Below are 14,992 nucleotides of genomic sequence, written 5' to 3' on the forward strand. Positions count from 1 at the left end.
CCGTAAGGAGCGGAACTTTGATCCGACCGCCTTACGGCACTCGAATGCCACCGTATTTACGAATAGGGCCACTAAGGTCAAAAAGGAGATACCATGTCAGGGCGGCGGTTGGGAAGAGGGCTCGAGGAGATATCCCATGTATTCCTCTCAACTGAATCCTCAACGAGATCAACCGATAACCCACTCGGTCGGAACGTGCAGGAGTTTGATTTAAGATGTGATGCGATGCCTGAAATTCACACGATCGGAATCACGGGCGGCCCCATGGAGAGGATGGGCATCTTTGCCATCTGCAACATCGGGATCGAGCTGGCCAGACAGGGGTACCGGGTGCTGGTGATCGACGAGGATCCCGGAAGTTTGAACGTGACCCGGCTCATGGGGGTGACCGACATTGAGAACGCCGCCGAACCCATCTTGATCCATGCCCCCATGGGTGTCCGCATTGCCTACCGCACTCCTTTTCTCAGCCATCTCATGTCTTACAGGGAACTCATCCGGGATGGGAGGCGTTGTCCCTGGCCTGAAGAATATCAAAAATATGATTTCATGATTTTTCACATCCCATCCACCCGGTTGGAAGAACTGGGGACCCTGCTCAGACAGATCTCCCTCTGTATTGTCATCTCGCCTTCCGACCGGGCAGGTATGCTCAAATCCTACTCTGTGATCAAGGCTCTCCATCAGAAGTCTGGAGAGATTCAAACCGGCCTGATTGTTTATTCTGAAAAAGGTGAGCAGGATGCGGAAGACGCCTTTTTCAAAATGGCCAAGAATGCAAAACGGTTTTTGGAAAAAGATCTTGTCAGCTATGCTTTTATACAGAAAGGAGAGGAGATCGACGAATCCATATCCCAAGGGGTCCCATTGGTATTGAAATGGCCGAGTTCCGAGATACGAAGACAAATGTATAATATCAGCAGATTGATCATTGAGGATGATGACCGGAGGCGCAGTTCCGATGGAAATATGGAATAGGAAGGATTAAAACAAAACGGATGCCATTTAAACAAATCCATCTGAACAAGAAACAAGACCTGATCCAGCTCATCAGGAACACCTCAACCCTGATTGAACAGGGGGTTGAAATTCTCGGCGGCCCGATCGGAACGGAGGAATTCCCCCTGATTGATCTGGTAATGAAAGATAGAAATAGAAGGCCTCTGCTGATTCTTGCTGATGTCGGACCGGATGAAAACGCCCTGTTGAATGCGGAATCTCAATCGGACTGGTTTGTAAAAAACCTCTCCATGCTCAGGCAGTTGTTCCCGATCCTTGACTTGAACAAAACGGTTTCCCCCCGGGCTGCCCTGATCTACCCGGAATTTCCTATGCTGATGAAAAGGTCCCTCAGGGCAGCCCCTCTCCTATCCCCGCTGTTTTATCAATATCGCTGTTTTGAGGTTCTTGATCAAAGGTTTCTCTATCTGGAGCGGTTTCAAACGAACCCTGAAAAACAGGGCTCGAGCGGAGAGTATATTGAAGGTCTTCACCCTTTCCGGAAAGGCCTTGCCGGAAAAGAGGTGGAGATCACGGCAGAGGAGAGAGAGGCTTTTCTCTCCTGATCCAGGGAAACCACAAAAAAAGACCCCCCGCCTCCATAGCAGGGGGTCTTTTTTAATTGAAGATTTCTGCAAGTACGGCTTACATCATACCGCCCATACCGCCCATGCCGCCCATGCCATGGCCTCCGCCCATACCGGCCGGGCTTCCCTTTTCTTCCGGCTTATCGGTGATCATGGCCTCCGTGGTAATCAGAAGAGAAGCGATACTTGAGGCATTCTGCAGCGCCGTACGGGAGACCTTGGTCGGATCGATGATCCCTGCCTCGATCATATCCACATACTGGTCTGTATTGGCATCATACCCGATGTTCCCTTTTTCCTTCTTCACATGCTCCACCACGACAGAGCCTTCCTTGCCGGCATTATTGGCAATCTGACGGATCGGCTCTTCCAGCGCACGCATCACGATCCTGACCCCGATCTGCATATCCCCCTCCAATTTCAGTTTTTCAAGGATGGGAATGGTCCGGAGAAATGCCACACCGCCGCCGGGGACAATCCCCTCTTCAACCGCCGCACGGGTTGCATGAAGGGCATCCTCGACACGGGCCTTCTTTTCCTTCATCTCGGTCTCTGTAGAAGCCCCCACATTGATGACGGCAACCCCTCCGACCAATTTGGCCAGGCGCTCCTGGAGTTTTTCCTTGTCGTAATCCGAAGTGGACTGCTCAATCTGGACACGGATTTGTTTCACCCGGTCCTTGATGGCCGTGGGATTACCTGCGCCATCGATAATGGTGGTATTGTCCTTGTCGATCTTGATGGTCTTCGCGCTGCCCAGATCTTCGACCTTGGCCGAATCCAGACTGATTCCCAATTCTTCCGAAAGCACTTTGCCGCCCGTCAACACAGCAATATCTTCGAGCATGGCCTTTCTTCTATCGCCAAATCCGGGGGCCTTCACAGCGGCCACGTTCAGCGTTCCGCGCAGCTTGTTAACGACCAGGGTGGCCAAGGCCTCTCCTTCCACATCTTCCGAGATGATCAGCAGCGGCTTGCCCATCTTGGCGATTTTTTCCAGAAGCGGGAGGATATCTTTCATGTTGCTGATCTTCTTGTCATGGATCAGGATGACAGGATCATGGATAACGCACTCCATCCGCTCAGCGTCGGTCACGAAATAAGGAGAGAGATACCCGCGGTCAAACTGCATCCCTTCCACGGCCTCCAGGGTCGTCTCCATCCCCTTGGCCTCTTCAACCGTGATGACCCCTTCCTTGCCGACCTTTTCCATGGCCTCGGCGATAATCTCTCCGATGGTTGTGTCATTGTTAGCGGAGATGGTCCCTACCTGGGCGATCTCTTTCTTGTCCCGTGTGGGTTTGCTGAGCTTTTTGAGTTCCTCAACCACCACGGCCACAGCCTTTTCGATCCCGCGTTTCAGTTCCATAGGGTTGGCGCCGGCCGTCACATTCCGGATCCCTTCCCGGAAAATGGCCTGGGCAAAAACCGTCGCTGTCGTCGTTCCGTCTCCGGCCACATCCGAAGTCTTGCTGGCAACTTCCTTGACAATCTGAGCCCCCATGTTCTCGAACTTATCTTCCAACTCCACTTCCTTGGCAACGCTCACGCCGTCTTTGGTCGAAATCGGCGCGCCGAACCCTTTATCGAGGACGACATTTCTTCCCCGCGGCCCCAGGGTAACCTTGACCACGTCAGCCAGTTGATTGACTCCGGACAAAATTGCAGTTCTTGCTTCCTCACTATACTTGATGAGCTTCGCCATAATTCTATTCCTCCTTGGTTTTCGAGATGTTATTCAATAATACCCATGACGTCTTCCATTTTTAAAATCCCATACTCCTTGCCGTCCATCTTGATGTTGTCCGGAGAGTAGGTCTTGAACATGATCACATTCCCGACCTTGATGTCTTCCACTTCTTTCCCGATGGCCTCCACCTTCCCTTTCTGCGGGCGTTCCTTGGCGGTGTCTGGAATAATAATCCCTCCAGCCGTCTTCTCTTCCTTTTCCAGGTAGCTGATCAAAAGCCGATCCTTCAATGGTTTGAGCATATTGATTCTCCTTTCATTTCAATGAGTTACTATTAAACATCACCATTTTCCCATTTTAACGGCTTAAAAGATTAGTGGAATTGTTAGCACTCAGCAATGAGGAGTGCTAATAGAGTTGAAAATATAGTCACCCCGCATGAAAATTGCAACCCCTCTTTAGGATTATTTATTATAAATAAACACCGGCTCGGTTCTTGAATCATCCAAGAATCCTCTCAAGTTCCGGGCCATGAGATCCGATAAAATATTCATAAAAGCATGAGAATGACGTCCTGAGATATGGATAGGGAGGAACCATCCATGCAGTTCAAATCAAGCCTCAAAATGAGATATTGTCCGATGATCGACTCCTTCATCAAGGTCAAAGAGCTGACCCAGGAAGAAATGGACCTGTTTTTTCAAAACGCAGACATGAGGGATAAAAGCTCATACCAGGAGCTGGTTATCAAGGCGTCTATTCCTGAGTACGATGAAGAGGTCCGATCCTTGATCCATCGTGAATATGACCGGGAGGTCGACATTGAAAGCGCCATCGAGGAACTCTACCGGATGTGTATCAAGGTGAACCCGTCTTTGAATATCTACAATGTCAATATACCCGTGCAGGAAAAAAATGAGCGATCCTCTTTGCTCCTCTCTACAGGGGGAAAAGACCTCTGGACCTGCATACGGGAAATCCATGGAATCGAAGACTCGTTAAGAAAGAGGATCATAGGACAGGATGAGGCCATTAACAAGATCGCCCAGTCTATCAAAAGCGCAAAGGTCGGGATCAAGGATTCAAACAGGCCGGTGGGATGTTTCCTTTTCATCGGGCAGACCGGCGTAGGCAAGACCGAACTGGCCAAGGCCCTGGCCGAGTTCTTGACCGGGGATGAGAAAAATATGGTCCGGGTGGACTGCTCGGAGTTCTCGCAGCCCCATGAATATGCCAAGCTGATCGGCGCCCCTCCGGGTTATGTAGGATACGATGACGGCGGGAGCCTTAGCGAACAGATGCTGAAACGGCCGGTGAATGTGGTCCTCTTCGATGAGATCGAAAAGGCAAACCCCATGATCCACAACCTGCTTCTTCAAATCATGGATGAGGGGATTCTCACCGACAATAAAGGGAGAAAAATCCCCTTCCAGGATGCCGTGATCATCCTCACGAGCAACGCAGGCGTTGAAGGAATTGAGGAGATGAAAAGCGCCGTAGGATTCACGAGACAGGACGTCTTGAATCGTAACGTGGTCAGGCGTGAGACCCTGAAATCCCTTGAGAAGATCTTCCGCCCTGAATTCCTGAACCGCATTGACGAGATCATTTGTTTCAACCCGCTCGGACACAAGGAAACACGAAGGATTGTCCAACTGCAGCTTGAACACCTGCAGCGGAAACTCAGCGGGATGAAGATCCATCTCCGGTTCAGCAGGAATGTCATCAATTTTCTGATCCGCGAAGGCGCCGATCCGCGTTATGGAGCAAGACCTTTGAAGCGCGCCGTCAAAAAGTTCATTGAAGTACCGCTGGCTGAAAGAATTCTGAGCGGACCGGCTTCGTTACCTGCAAAAATTCTGGCGGTGATGTCGGAAGAAAAAAGCGTCACCTTTGTGGATCCGGCGCCTCGGCAAAAATCATCAAAACGGGGAAAAGAAATCAGGAACCAGGTTACCCCGTGAGTACGACCATGGCTGCGGCATAATTATGAGAATGAGAAACGGAAACAAACGCCTCCTTCCCTCCTGATGCGTCTAAGATCTCCCCGGCCTTTCCATGAAAGAACAACTCCGGCTTTCCGGAGGACCCATGGATCAGCTCAATCTCTGAAAAACCGATCCCTTTGCGCCACCCCGTCCCCAGGGCCTTCATGGCCGACTCCTTGGCGGCAAAACGTGCGGCATAGTGCTGATATTTTTTCCTCTTCTTCTCGCAGTACTCCACCTCACGGTCCGTGAAGGTCCGATGACGGAAACGGTCGGAACCCTTCTGCATGGCCTTCTCGATCCGTGCAATTTCGATGATATCAATCCCGATGCCAATGATCCGGCTCACAGATACTGATCCAACCCCTTCTTTTTCAGAAGATCCACGACCGTTCTGACTTCCTGGGACCGATTCTTCCGGCAGACCAGGAGCGCATCCCCGGTCTCCACCACCACCAGATCCTCCACCCCGATAGCCGCAATCATCCTCCCTTCGGAATAGAAGATGCTTCTCCGGGTATCCAACAGGATAGAATCCCCATGGACCACGTTCCCGTTTTTATCCTTGCCTGAAAGTTCATCCAAAGCGCTCCACGAACCCACATCATTCCATCCAAGATCCACAGGGATCACCAGGATGTTGTCCGCCTTCTCCAAAACCCCATAGTCGATGGAATCTCCCCGGATCTTTTTATAAACCCGGCTGATCGTCTGTGCCTCTTTCTCTGTTCCCAGAGCTTTTTCGATCTTAATCAGCCCTGGGTAGAGTTCCGGGCAGAAGCGTTGAATCGCAGAGAGGATATCCGCCGCCTTCCAGATGAACATTCCACTGTTCCATGAAAACCTCCCGGTCTTCAGAAACCTTTCGGCGGTTCTACGAACCGGTTTTTCGGTGAACCGCCGCACCCGGAAGACCCCGTCTTCAAATTCCTTCCCTTGTTCGATATATCCATATCCGGTCTCCGGACGAGTGGGACTGATCCCAAGGGTAATCAAGACCTGATGTTTTCTCACGATCCGATCCCCTTTCTTCAAGCCCTGCAGCAGGCGGCTTTTTTTACGGATCACATGATCCGCCGGCAGGATGACCATCACTGCGTCAGGGTCCCTTTTTTTCAGGACCATAGCCGCAAGGCCGATGGCGGGGGTGGTATTTCGCCCTACAGATTCGATGAGAAGATTCTCCCTGGGGAGTTCAGGGATTTCCTGCTTCACCATTTCCACAAGTTCAGAGCTGGAAACGATGAGGACCCGTTCGTAAGGAATGAGCGTGAGGACCCGCTCCACGGTCTGCCGGAGCATGGATGTGAGACCGACAATGTTCAGGAGCTGTTTGGGTCTTCTCCGCCGACTTTTGGGCCAGAACCGGGTGCCGCTTCCCCCGGCCAGGATCACAGCATACATGGTTTTTGCGCCTAAAAATATGCCGGCAGAACAAGGGATCCGCTCTAAGCGAGCCTTCGGCCGGCATGGAAATAAATCACAAATCCTTCTTTTCTGAAGTTATTTCTTTTTGGAGATAAAAAGGATCAGATCCCTCACCCTGCAGGAGTACCCCCACTCATTGTCATACCATGCAATCACCTTGACCAGATTCCCTCCGATCACCGAAGTCAGGGCTGCGTCAAAAGAGGATGAAAAAGAACTCCCATTGAAATCCTTGGAAACCAGCGGCTCATCGATGTATTGCAGGATCCCTTTGAGCGCCCCTTTGGATGCGGCTTTCATGGCTTCATTGACCTCCTCTTTGGTGGTCTCTTTTTCGGTCAATGCCACCAGATCAACCACTGAAACATTGGGCGTGGGAACCCGCATGGCCATCCCGTCCAGTTTTCCTTTCAATTGGGGAAGAACCAGGGAAACGGCCCGGGCGGCGCCCGTTGTCGTCGGGATAATGGATACCGATGCGGCCCGGGCGCGGCGTAAATCCTTGTGCGGGAAATCGAGGATCCTCTGATCGTTGGTATAGGCATGGACCGTGGTCATGAGCCCCTTGACAATGCCGAAATTCTCCAGGAGGACCTTGGCCACGGGGGCAAGACAGTTGGTGGTGCAGGAGGCATTGGAAATAATATGGTGTTCCTTGGGATTGTACATCCCGTTGTTCACCCCAAGGACCATGGTCACATCAGGCTCTTTGGCCGGAGCGGTGATAATCACCTTCTTGGCTCCGGCTGCAAGATGTTTGGATGCATTGGCGCGGTCCAAAAAAAGTCCCGTGGACTCCACGACCACATCGATTTTCAATTCCTTCCAGGGAAGAGCCGCCGGATCCCTGAGCGAAAGAATCCTGATCTCCCGCTCCCCGACCGAGATGGCGTTCTTCTTGGCCTTGACCTTCGTCTCCAATGTGCCGTGGATTGAATCATATTTCAGCAGATGGGCCAGAGTCTCCGGCGTGGTCAGGTCATTAATCGCTGCAAAATCCAGTTTATTGTTGTCGAGAGACGCTCTTAAAATATTCCTCCCGATTCTCCCGAACCCATTAATTGCCACACGGACAGCCATAATGAGACCTCCTTATTCTTGATTCTTAGGATATCATGCTTAAGAAATGATCACTCTGAAATTTTTTTCAGTTTACAATAATCTTCAAAAAAGTCAATAGGATTTAGCCTTGACAAGGGAATTTTCTCAATGCTATATTGATTTTATATTTAATTCGGGGCTGTAGCTCAGTTGGGAGAGCGCTTGAATGGCATTCAAGAGGTCGTCGGTTCGATCCCGATCAGCTCCACCAAAAAGTATCAGGAGCCGGCCGTCAGAGGCCGGCTCCTTTTTTTATCTCTCCCCTCGGTTCCATAGCCGACGAGATCCGATCCGGCCCTTGGAGATCATCGTCAACCCTGCTTAAGAGCAAAGTATGGGGGTGTTTTACATATGGACATTTCCCCCCCGCTGGGTTATAATTTTTTGAAATTTTACAGGAACATGAAAGGATAACCGCATTTCAAAGGAGGAAAAGCATGGCGGATCGGCAATCCGGATCCGAGAGATCCCATTCCTCCCATCGCTTCCGTCCGAAACTGTTTGTCATCCTCGGCATCCTGGCCTTGATCGGGTTCTTTTTCAGGTTCAGATCGAAGCTTGAGAACTCGGAGAAGATCCGGATCCCGGTCTCCGATTACAGCATCCTTCTTGCTCTGGCCGTGATCATCACCATCCTCTCCCTTGTGCTCATCCTTATGGTTTTTCGAAACCTGATCAAGTATTACTTCGAGGGGAGAAAGGTTCTGCCGAGGGCCAGAATCAAGACTAAGCTCATCATCGCCTTTATCGGTTTCTCCGTGATTCCTTCCGTGCTTCTGTTCACCATCGCCAGTTTCCTGATCACCACGAGCATAGACAACTGGTTCAATAAACGCGTGGAGGATTCCCTGGAGGAGTCCATGGACGTGGCCAAGGTCTACTATAAGAATTCCGAGCTGAACGCCCTCTATTACGGACGGCAGATCAGCGAACAGATCACGGAAAACAAGCTGCTCAACGAGGTGAATCTGAAGCGGCTTCGGGAACTCATCAACCAGAAGCAGAAAGAGTACAACCTCGGTGTGGTGGAGGTCTTTTCGGCCACGCACGAAGAGTTGGTCAAGGCCATGAACCCGGAGGTCCCTTCAAAGACCTTTGTGGGGCCGCGCTCTGAGATCATCGAGATCGGATTCAAGGGCAAGGAACACACGGAAAGCGAACCCATGGGAGAGGGGGATATCATCCGGGGCGTGGTGCCGGTGGTTTCCTCCTTTAACCGCACGGATGTGGTCGGGGTGATCGTGGTCAACTACTATGTCCAGAAGAGCCTGGCCAACAAAATGATGAACATCATCAGCGCCTTTGATGAATATCGCAGGCAGGCAAGTTTAAAAAATCCCAAAAAGGCCCTCTACATCATGGTTCTTTTCCTGGGCACCCTGGTGATCGCCTTCTCGGCCATCTGGGTGGGGCTTTATCTGGCCCGCAAGATTACGATCCCCATCCAGGAGCTGACGGGGGCCACGCACCGGATTGCGGAGGGGGATCTGGACTTTGTGATTGATGTGGACGCCAAGGATGAACTGGGTGTTTTGATGGACTCCTTCAACCGGATGATGAGCGATCTCAAGGGAAGCAAGGAAAATCTCGAGCGGACGAACATCGAACTCAAGGTTTCGAACGAAGAGCTGGACAGAAGGAGGAGTTACATCGAGACCATCCTGCAGAATATCGATACCGGAGTCATCTCCATGGACTGGCAGGGGCGCATCACCACCATCAACCGGGCAGTGGAACAGATGCTGGGGATTCGGATGGTGGACGCCAGAGGAAAAGATTACCGGGACATCTTCAAGTTTCCCAAACTCCTGGAGAGCATCCAGATGGTGACGACCGGACATCAAAAGAGCTTTGGCAGGGATCTTAAGATTTCGACCGAACAAAAGACCCTGCATGTCAAGGGCCATGTCACATCGCTGGAAGACGACCGGGGAAACTATCTGGGCGCGGTCGTGGTCCTGGATGATTTCACCGAGCTGGCCAAGGCCCAGAAAGCGGCGGCATGGCGCGAGGTAGCCCGCCGGATCGCCCATGAGATCAAAAACCCGCTGACTCCGATCCAGCTTTCGGCCCAGCGGCTGCTGCGCAAGCACGAAAAGAAATCCGAGGACCTGGATGAGGTGATCCGGGATTGTACTTCAACGATTATCAGCGAAGTGGAAGGAATGAAAAAGCTGGTGAACGAATTCTCCGAGTTCGCCAAGATGCCGGATGCGCAGCCCTCGCCCAATGATCTCCACGTCATCGTCGAGGAGGCTGCCACCCTCTATGAAGGGCACAAAGGGATCGAAATCATCAAGGAGCTGGACGAAAAACTCCCCATCCTGAATATAGACAAAGAACAGATCCGAAGGGCCTTGATCAATCTGCTGGAGAATGCGGTGGAAGCCATGAGCGATCATGGAAGGATCTGGATCAGAACCTGCTTCAATCCCGGCCTTAAAATGGCTACCCTGGAGGTGCGGGACGAGGGGACCGGGATCCGTCCGGAAGACAAGGAGAAACTCTTTTTGCCTTACTTCTCGAGAAAAAAATCCGGCACCGGCCTGGGGCTCTCCATCGTGGACCGTATTGTCAAGGATCATGGAGGGTATATCCGGGTGAAGGACAATAAACCCAAGGGGACCATGTTTGTGATAGAGCTGCCGGTCGCGGCTTGAAAATGCAAAGCATCCGCTTTGCATTTTCAATGGGAAAAGAACCTCAATGAAGGAATGTCTATGGCCAAGGCGCGGATTCTTTTAGTGGATGACGAAGTCAGCATCTTGAAATCTCTGACCCATGTGCTCGAGGACGAGGGGTATGAGGTGGTCTCTGCCGGGTCCGGGGAAGAAGCGCTGAAGATTTTCGGGGATGTGTCGCCCGATGTCACCCTTCTGGATGTCTGGCTCCCGAGTATGGACGGGATCGAGGTCTTAAGAAAGATTAAGGAAAACGACCCGGATGCCGTCATCATCATGATGTCCGGTCATGGCACCATCGATACGGCCGTCCGGTCCACCAAGTTCGGCGCCTACGACTTCATCGAAAAACCCCTATCCGTGGACAAGCTGGATATCGTGATCCAGAACGCCCTGGAAAAGAAGAGGCTCGAAGATGAGAACCGCGCCCTCCGAGGGCGTCTGATCCAGGGGTATGAGATTGTTGGGGAGACGCCGGTCATACTCGAATTAAAAGAGCAGATCAAGATCGCCGGGCCCAGTAACGGCAGGGTCCTGATCTACGGAGAGAACGGGACCGGCAAGGAACTGATCGCCCGCCAGATCCATTTCCAAAGCGATCGGAGGGATAATCCCTTTGTGGAGGTCAACTGCGCGGCCATCCCGCAGGAGCTGATCGAATCGGAACTCTTCGGCCACGAGAAAGGATCTTTCACCGGGGCGACCAGCATGCGGAAGGGGAAGTTCGAACTGGCGGACCAGGGGACGCTCTTTCTGGACGAGATCGGCGATATGACTCTGGCCACACAGGCCAAGGTCCTCCGCGTCCTGCAGGAGCAGACCGTCCAGCGGGTGGGGGGGACCAAGACCATCGAAGTGGATGTGCGCGTAATTGCCGCCTCAAACAAGGACCTTGAAAAGGAGATCAAAGAAGGGCGTTTCCGGGATGATCTTTTCTACCGGCTGAATGTCATCCCCATGTATATGCCTCCGCTCCGGGAAAGGCCCGGGGACATCCCTCTTCTGGTTCAGTATTTTATCCATGAGTATGCGCAGAAGAACGGGGTCAGGCCCAAAGAGATTCTCAAGGAAGGGATGAACCTCCTGATGCAGTACGACTGGCCGGGAAACGTGCGGGAGCTTAAGAACATCGTGGAACGGATCATGATCATGGTGCAGCAAGATACGATCGGACCGGAGAATATTCCCGTGGGGATCCGCGGTGCGGCCGGCAGGGCCAAGGTCATGCATTATTCCGGGACCCTGAGAGAGGCCAGGCAGGAATTTGAGCTGGACTATATCCTCCAGAAGCTTCAGGAGAATGACTGGAATATCTCCCAGACCGCGAAGGTCCTGGAGATCGAGAGAAGCAATCTTCACCGGAAGATCAAAAAACTCGGACTGGAAGAGAAAAGGTCTTCGGGGATGCAGCGCTAACAGGATGCCGCTTCCAGGGGGATCGTGACTTCCCGGGTCAGATCCTCAATGAGATCCTTGACATGGACCAGTTTTTTAATACGCCACCCGTTACTCCCGGAGAAGAACAGCCCGGTATCCACCTTCCCCCATACGGCATCGCCTAATCTATCGGCAATGCAAAAGCCCACCTGTTTGGACTTTTCCCCGTGGTTGCAGACCGAGATGCAGTTGGAGATGCACTGGATTTTTGGAGAGGAGCCTTGCTTGATGGCATGGTGGAGAGGGGTGAGGATGCCTCTTGCAGGATACCCTACCGGGGATTTCATCAGGAAAATATCCTGCTTCCTTGAATTTACGATGACCTGTTTGAATTCATCCGGCGCGTCGCACTCGTAGGTTCCGATGAACCGGGTGGCCATCTGAACACCGGCGGCCCCCTTCGAGATGAACTTTTCGATATCCGCCCTATCCCAGATCCCGCCCGCAGGGATGACCGGGAAGTCGCCCCATTTCCTGGCCTCGTCCAGGACCTTGGGAAAGATATTTTCTAAAGCGTATTCAGGATCTTCACACTGCTCAAACGTATATCCCTGGTGTCCGCCGGACTTGGGTCCTTCCATGACCACCGCATCGGGAAGGCGGTTGTAGCGGCGGAGCCAGCTTTTGCAGATGATGCCGAGAACCCGTGCCGATGAGACAATGGGAATGAGGGCGATATCCGCATCGCCCGCATATTCGGGAAGACGCAACGGGATTCCTGCGCCGGAGATGATCAGATCGGCCCCCGCATCTATCGCATCCCTGACCACCCTTCCGTAATCCGTGATGCAGTACAGGATATTCACCCCGACCGCTCCGTTCCCCTCGGCGATCTCCTTGGCTCGTTTGACAATCCGGATCAGGGATTCGCGATGGTGCAGATTGGCCGGGCTCAACGGCCGCCCCTGGAAAGTCTTCACAAAGTCGGGATACCGATAACCGGTGCAGACCCCTGAGACGATCCCGATGCACCCGTTTTTAGCCACGTTTCCAGCGAGGTTATCCCAGGATATGCCGACCCCCATCCCTCCCTGGATAATCGGACGGGGCACATGGATATTTTTGATTTTCAACGATGGAAGCTTCAATAATGCTCCTGCTTTAAAACATTGATCCTGCAGGTGGGGATGATTGGATACAAATGCGCCTTCTTTTAATTTAAGTTCTTCTCCCATATAGAGGGTAAGAAGGGTTCGAGGATTCCAGGGTTACGCTTCGCGTGCACCGCTTTTCTCTATCCTTGCCGTCTGCGACGGCTACTACACTGAGGTATCTTGGGGTCAAGGGGTCAAGTGTTTGTTTTTCAGTGATTTGATCAGAGCCTTGAGCATTCGCTCAACCTCCTCGATATCACTATCTTTTTCAGGAAATTTTTTTGCTATTTTGTAAATCTCCAAGCATAATTGATAAGACTTCTGCCAAACCGTTAACTACCCTGTAGTATTTGATCGCTTCACTTGACCCCTGGAATCCTTGACCCCTTGACCCCTGATGTTTTCACCCGTTCTTTTGGAGATGATTTTTAATTCGGAAATGCACAATAGCATAATTCATCGCCGTTTCAAAGGAAAAAATCAACGTGAGGCGGAGACATTTATGGACAGGGAGTTGAAGGAACAGGCAGGGTGGTTCAGGGACTGAGAAAGACCTTGAATTAAAGGGATATTACCTGGGCTGGCCCGCCCCGGCCAAGGCCCGGATGAAGGCGTCCACGACCGATGGATCGAACTGTCTCCCCTTGTTCCGGATAAGTTCTTCAACGGCTTCCTTGTCTCCTCTGCCTTTGCGGTGCGACCTGTCATGGCACATGGCCACATAGGCATCGGCAACGGCGATGATCCGGGCTCCGATGGGGATCCTCTCCCCGCGGATCCTGGAGGGATATCCCGAACCGTTAAACCACTCGTGGTGGTGCAGGATGATCAGCCGCTCCCGGTCGAGGAAGCTGACGTGCTGAAGCATGGTCACGCCGATAGCAGGATGTTTCCGGATGCATTCCACGATGATTTGCTATCCATTTAGTCTTTTAGTATCTTTATTTATTTTATCTATCGGATAAAATGGGCCAGAACTTGAGCAGGTCTGGAAAAATCAGGTCAGCCGCCCTGGCCCCGGATTTTTACCTGGATTCTTACAGGAATGGCTTGGCGGGAAGGATGACATGGGGTATACTCCCCGCAGATGAGAAAATTCTTATTTTTCAACTGGATATTACTGGTTGTCATGGGATGCAGCGTGCCGATTGAGAGCGGATTCATCTACTTCCCGGATGCTCATGTGGCCGGCACGCCCTCGGATGTGGGGCTTGCCTATGAGGAGGTCTTTATCCGGACCGGAGACGGGGTCAGGATTTGCGCCTGGTATGTTCCCTGTGAAGGGGCGGAAGCGACCCTGCTCTGGTTTCACGGAAATGCCGGGAACATCGGGGACCGTGTGGAACTGCTCAAAATTTACCATGATGCGTGGCGGGTCAATCAGATGATCGTGGACTACCGGGGGTATGGGAAGAGTGGCGGGAAGGTCTCTGAACAGGGGACCTATGAAGATGCCCGTTCAGCCCTCCGCTATCTTGCCTCGGACAAGGGGGTCTCGCCTATGGCGTTGATCCTCTTCGGGGAATCCCTCGGGTCAGCCGTGGCCGTTCAGATGGCCATGGAGTCTCCCTGCGCAGGCCTGATTCTGGAATCGCCCTTTACCTCGGTCCGCGACATGGCGGAGGTCCACTATCCCGTTCTGGGCCGTCTTATCCCCTTCCGCATCCGCTACGATTCCATCGGAAAGATCGGCAAGGTTCATGTTCCCCTGTTGATTCTCCACGGGGACCGGGATGACATCGTTCCCTATAAACTGGGAAAGAGGCTTTTTGATGCAGCCAATGAACCCAAGACCTTTTTCACGGTCCGGGATGCCGGACACAACGATATCCTGGTCTGGGTGAAGGAGTCCTTCCATGAGACGGTGAGAAAATTTATTCATGACTCGCTTAGTGGTCCTGTTCGTAAATATGGTGACGTACCGAGAGGGTCGTAGGGTGGTCTCATCAAGGCGCGCGACTGAGGCGTACCCCTCTGGTACACTGTA

13 protein-coding genes and 1 tRNA gene are annotated in these 14,992 nt (G+C 52.3%); 7 read left to right on the plus strand and 7 right to left on the minus strand.

Translation table 11 applies throughout. The features are described 5' to 3' along the window. Window positions 1-225 precede the first annotated feature (225 nt). Complete coding sequence (locus tag AUK29_00885; GenBank protein ID OIP66413.1) at window positions 226-978, plus strand: hypothetical protein; 753 nt, start codon at window positions 226-228, stop codon at window positions 976-978. A gap of 20 nt (window positions 979-998) precedes the next feature. Further along, window positions 999-1,565, plus strand: coding sequence for a hypothetical protein (locus AUK29_00890; GenBank protein ID OIP66414.1), 567 nt, complete (start codon window positions 999-1,001; stop codon window positions 1,563-1,565). 79 nt (window positions 1,566-1,644) lie between these two features. Here AUK29_00890 and AUK29_00895 read toward each other — a convergent pair whose 3' ends face one another. Further along, on the minus strand, window positions 1,645-3,291 hold the full coding sequence (locus tag AUK29_00895; protein OIP66415.1) for a chaperonin GroL: 1,647 nt from the start codon (window positions 3,289-3,291) through the stop codon (window positions 1,645-1,647). A 29-nt stretch (window positions 3,292-3,320) separates the two neighbouring features. After that, a complete protein-coding gene (locus tag AUK29_00900; GenBank protein ID OIP66416.1) occupies window positions 3,321-3,578 on the minus strand; it encodes a co-chaperone GroES in 258 nt (85 codons plus the stop codon). Window positions 3,579-3,878: 300 nt separating this feature from the next. Here AUK29_00900 and AUK29_00905 point away from each other — a divergent pair, with 300 nt between their 5' ends. Then, window positions 3,879-5,240 (plus strand): hypothetical protein, encoded by a 1,362-nt coding sequence (locus tag AUK29_00905; GenBank protein ID OIP66417.1) that lies wholly within the window; start codon window positions 3,879-3,881, stop codon window positions 5,238-5,240. Here the strand turns inward: AUK29_00905 and AUK29_00910 are convergent. The 3 genes from AUK29_00910 to AUK29_00920 form a co-directional block, all read right to left on the minus strand. Further along, a complete protein-coding gene (locus AUK29_00910; protein OIP66428.1) occupies window positions 5,230-5,553 on the minus strand; it encodes a holo-[acyl-carrier-protein] synthase in 324 nt (107 codons plus the stop codon). The two genes, AUK29_00905 and AUK29_00910, sit on opposite strands and share 11 nt — an antisense overlap. 56 nt (window positions 5,554-5,609) lie before the next feature. After that, the gene (locus AUK29_00915) at window positions 5,610-6,668 is read right to left on the minus strand and encodes a hypothetical protein (protein ID OIP66418.1); all 1,059 of its coding nucleotides are present in this window, start codon (window positions 6,666-6,668) and stop codon (window positions 5,610-5,612) included. A 99-nt stretch (window positions 6,669-6,767) separates the two neighbouring features. Beyond that, on the minus strand, window positions 6,768-7,772 hold the full coding sequence (locus AUK29_00920) for a type I glyceraldehyde-3-phosphate dehydrogenase (protein OIP66419.1): 1,005 nt from the start codon (window positions 7,770-7,772) through the stop codon (window positions 6,768-6,770). A 156-nt stretch (window positions 7,773-7,928) separates the two neighbouring features. Between AUK29_00920 and AUK29_00925 the strand changes: the two genes are divergently transcribed. The 3 genes from AUK29_00925 to AUK29_00935 all read left to right on the plus strand — a co-directional run bounded on the left by AUK29_00925 (window position 7,929) and on the right by AUK29_00935 (window position 11,890). Beyond that, window positions 7,929-8,004, plus strand: a tRNA-Ala gene (locus AUK29_00925). Window positions 8,005-8,230: 226 nt separating this feature from the next. Then, window positions 8,231-10,453, plus strand: coding sequence for a hypothetical protein (locus AUK29_00930; protein ID OIP66420.1), 2,223 nt, complete (start codon window positions 8,231-8,233; stop codon window positions 10,451-10,453). A 60-nt stretch (window positions 10,454-10,513) separates the two neighbouring features. Continuing rightward, entirely contained in the window at window positions 10,514-11,890 is a 1,377-nt protein-coding gene (locus AUK29_00935) for a Fis family transcriptional regulator (GenBank protein ID OIP66421.1), read from the plus strand. On the opposite strand, the gene AUK29_00940 is transcribed toward AUK29_00935, so the two are convergent. Both AUK29_00940 and AUK29_00945 read right to left on the minus strand, forming a co-directional pair. Further along, window positions 11,887-12,999 carry a 2-nitropropane dioxygenase gene (locus AUK29_00940; GenBank protein ID OIP66429.1) on the minus strand — a complete coding sequence of 371 codons (1,113 nt, stop codon included), beginning with the start codon at window positions 12,997-12,999 and terminating at the stop codon, window positions 11,887-11,889. The two genes, AUK29_00935 and AUK29_00940, sit on opposite strands and share 4 nt — an antisense overlap. Window positions 13,000-13,576: 577 nt before the next feature. Continuing rightward, window positions 13,577-13,912 carry a hypothetical protein gene (locus tag AUK29_00945; protein OIP66422.1) on the minus strand — a complete coding sequence of 112 codons (336 nt, stop codon included), beginning with the start codon at window positions 13,910-13,912 and terminating at the stop codon, window positions 13,577-13,579. A gap of 180 nt (window positions 13,913-14,092) precedes the next feature. Between AUK29_00945 and AUK29_00950 the strand changes: the two genes are divergently transcribed. Beyond that, window positions 14,093-14,941, plus strand: coding sequence for a hypothetical protein (locus tag AUK29_00950; protein OIP66423.1), 849 nt, complete (start codon window positions 14,093-14,095; stop codon window positions 14,939-14,941). The last annotated feature ends 51 nt before the right edge of the window (window positions 14,942-14,992 follow it).

This window comes from Nitrospirae bacterium CG2_30_53_67, from assembly GCA_001873285.1.
GTDB lineage: Bacteria > CG2-30-53-67 > CG2-30-53-67 > CG2-30-53-67 > CG2-30-53-67 > CG2-30-53-67.

Bases quoted from the DNA above. Each gene is read 5' to 3' on its own strand.
- AUK29_00930 (OIP66420.1), top strand. From the start codon at position 8,231: ATGGCGGATCGGCAATCCGGATCCGAGAGATCCCATTCCTCCCATCGC.
- AUK29_00935 (OIP66421.1), top strand. From the start codon at position 10,514: ATGGCCAAGGCGCGGATTCTTTTAGTGGATGACGAAGTCAGCATCTTG.
- AUK29_00890 (OIP66414.1), top strand. From the start codon at position 999: ATGCCATTTAAACAAATCCATCTGAACAAGAAACAAGACCTGATCCAG.
- AUK29_00895 (OIP66415.1), bottom strand. From the start codon at position 3,291: ATGGCGAAGCTCATCAAGTATAGTGAGGAAGCAAGAACTGCAATTTTG.
- AUK29_00920 (OIP66419.1), bottom strand. From the start codon at position 7,772: ATGGCTGTCCGTGTGGCAATTAATGGGTTCGGGAGAATCGGGAGGAAT.
- AUK29_00950 (OIP66423.1), top strand. From the start codon at position 14,093: ATGAGAAAATTCTTATTTTTCAACTGGATATTACTGGTTGTCATGGGA.
- AUK29_00915 (OIP66418.1), bottom strand. From the start codon at position 6,668: ATGTATGCTGTGATCCTGGCCGGGGGAAGCGGCACCCGGTTCTGGCCC.
- AUK29_00910 (OIP66428.1), bottom strand. From the start codon at position 5,553: ATGCAGAAGGGTTCCGACCGTTTCCGTCATCGGACCTTCACGGACCGT.
- AUK29_00900 (OIP66416.1), bottom strand. From the start codon at position 3,578: ATGCTCAAACCATTGAAGGATCGGCTTTTGATCAGCTACCTGGAAAAG.
- AUK29_00905 (OIP66417.1), top strand. From the start codon at position 3,879: ATGCAGTTCAAATCAAGCCTCAAAATGAGATATTGTCCGATGATCGAC.
- AUK29_00885 (OIP66413.1), top strand. From the start codon at position 226: ATGCCTGAAATTCACACGATCGGAATCACGGGCGGCCCCATGGAGAGG.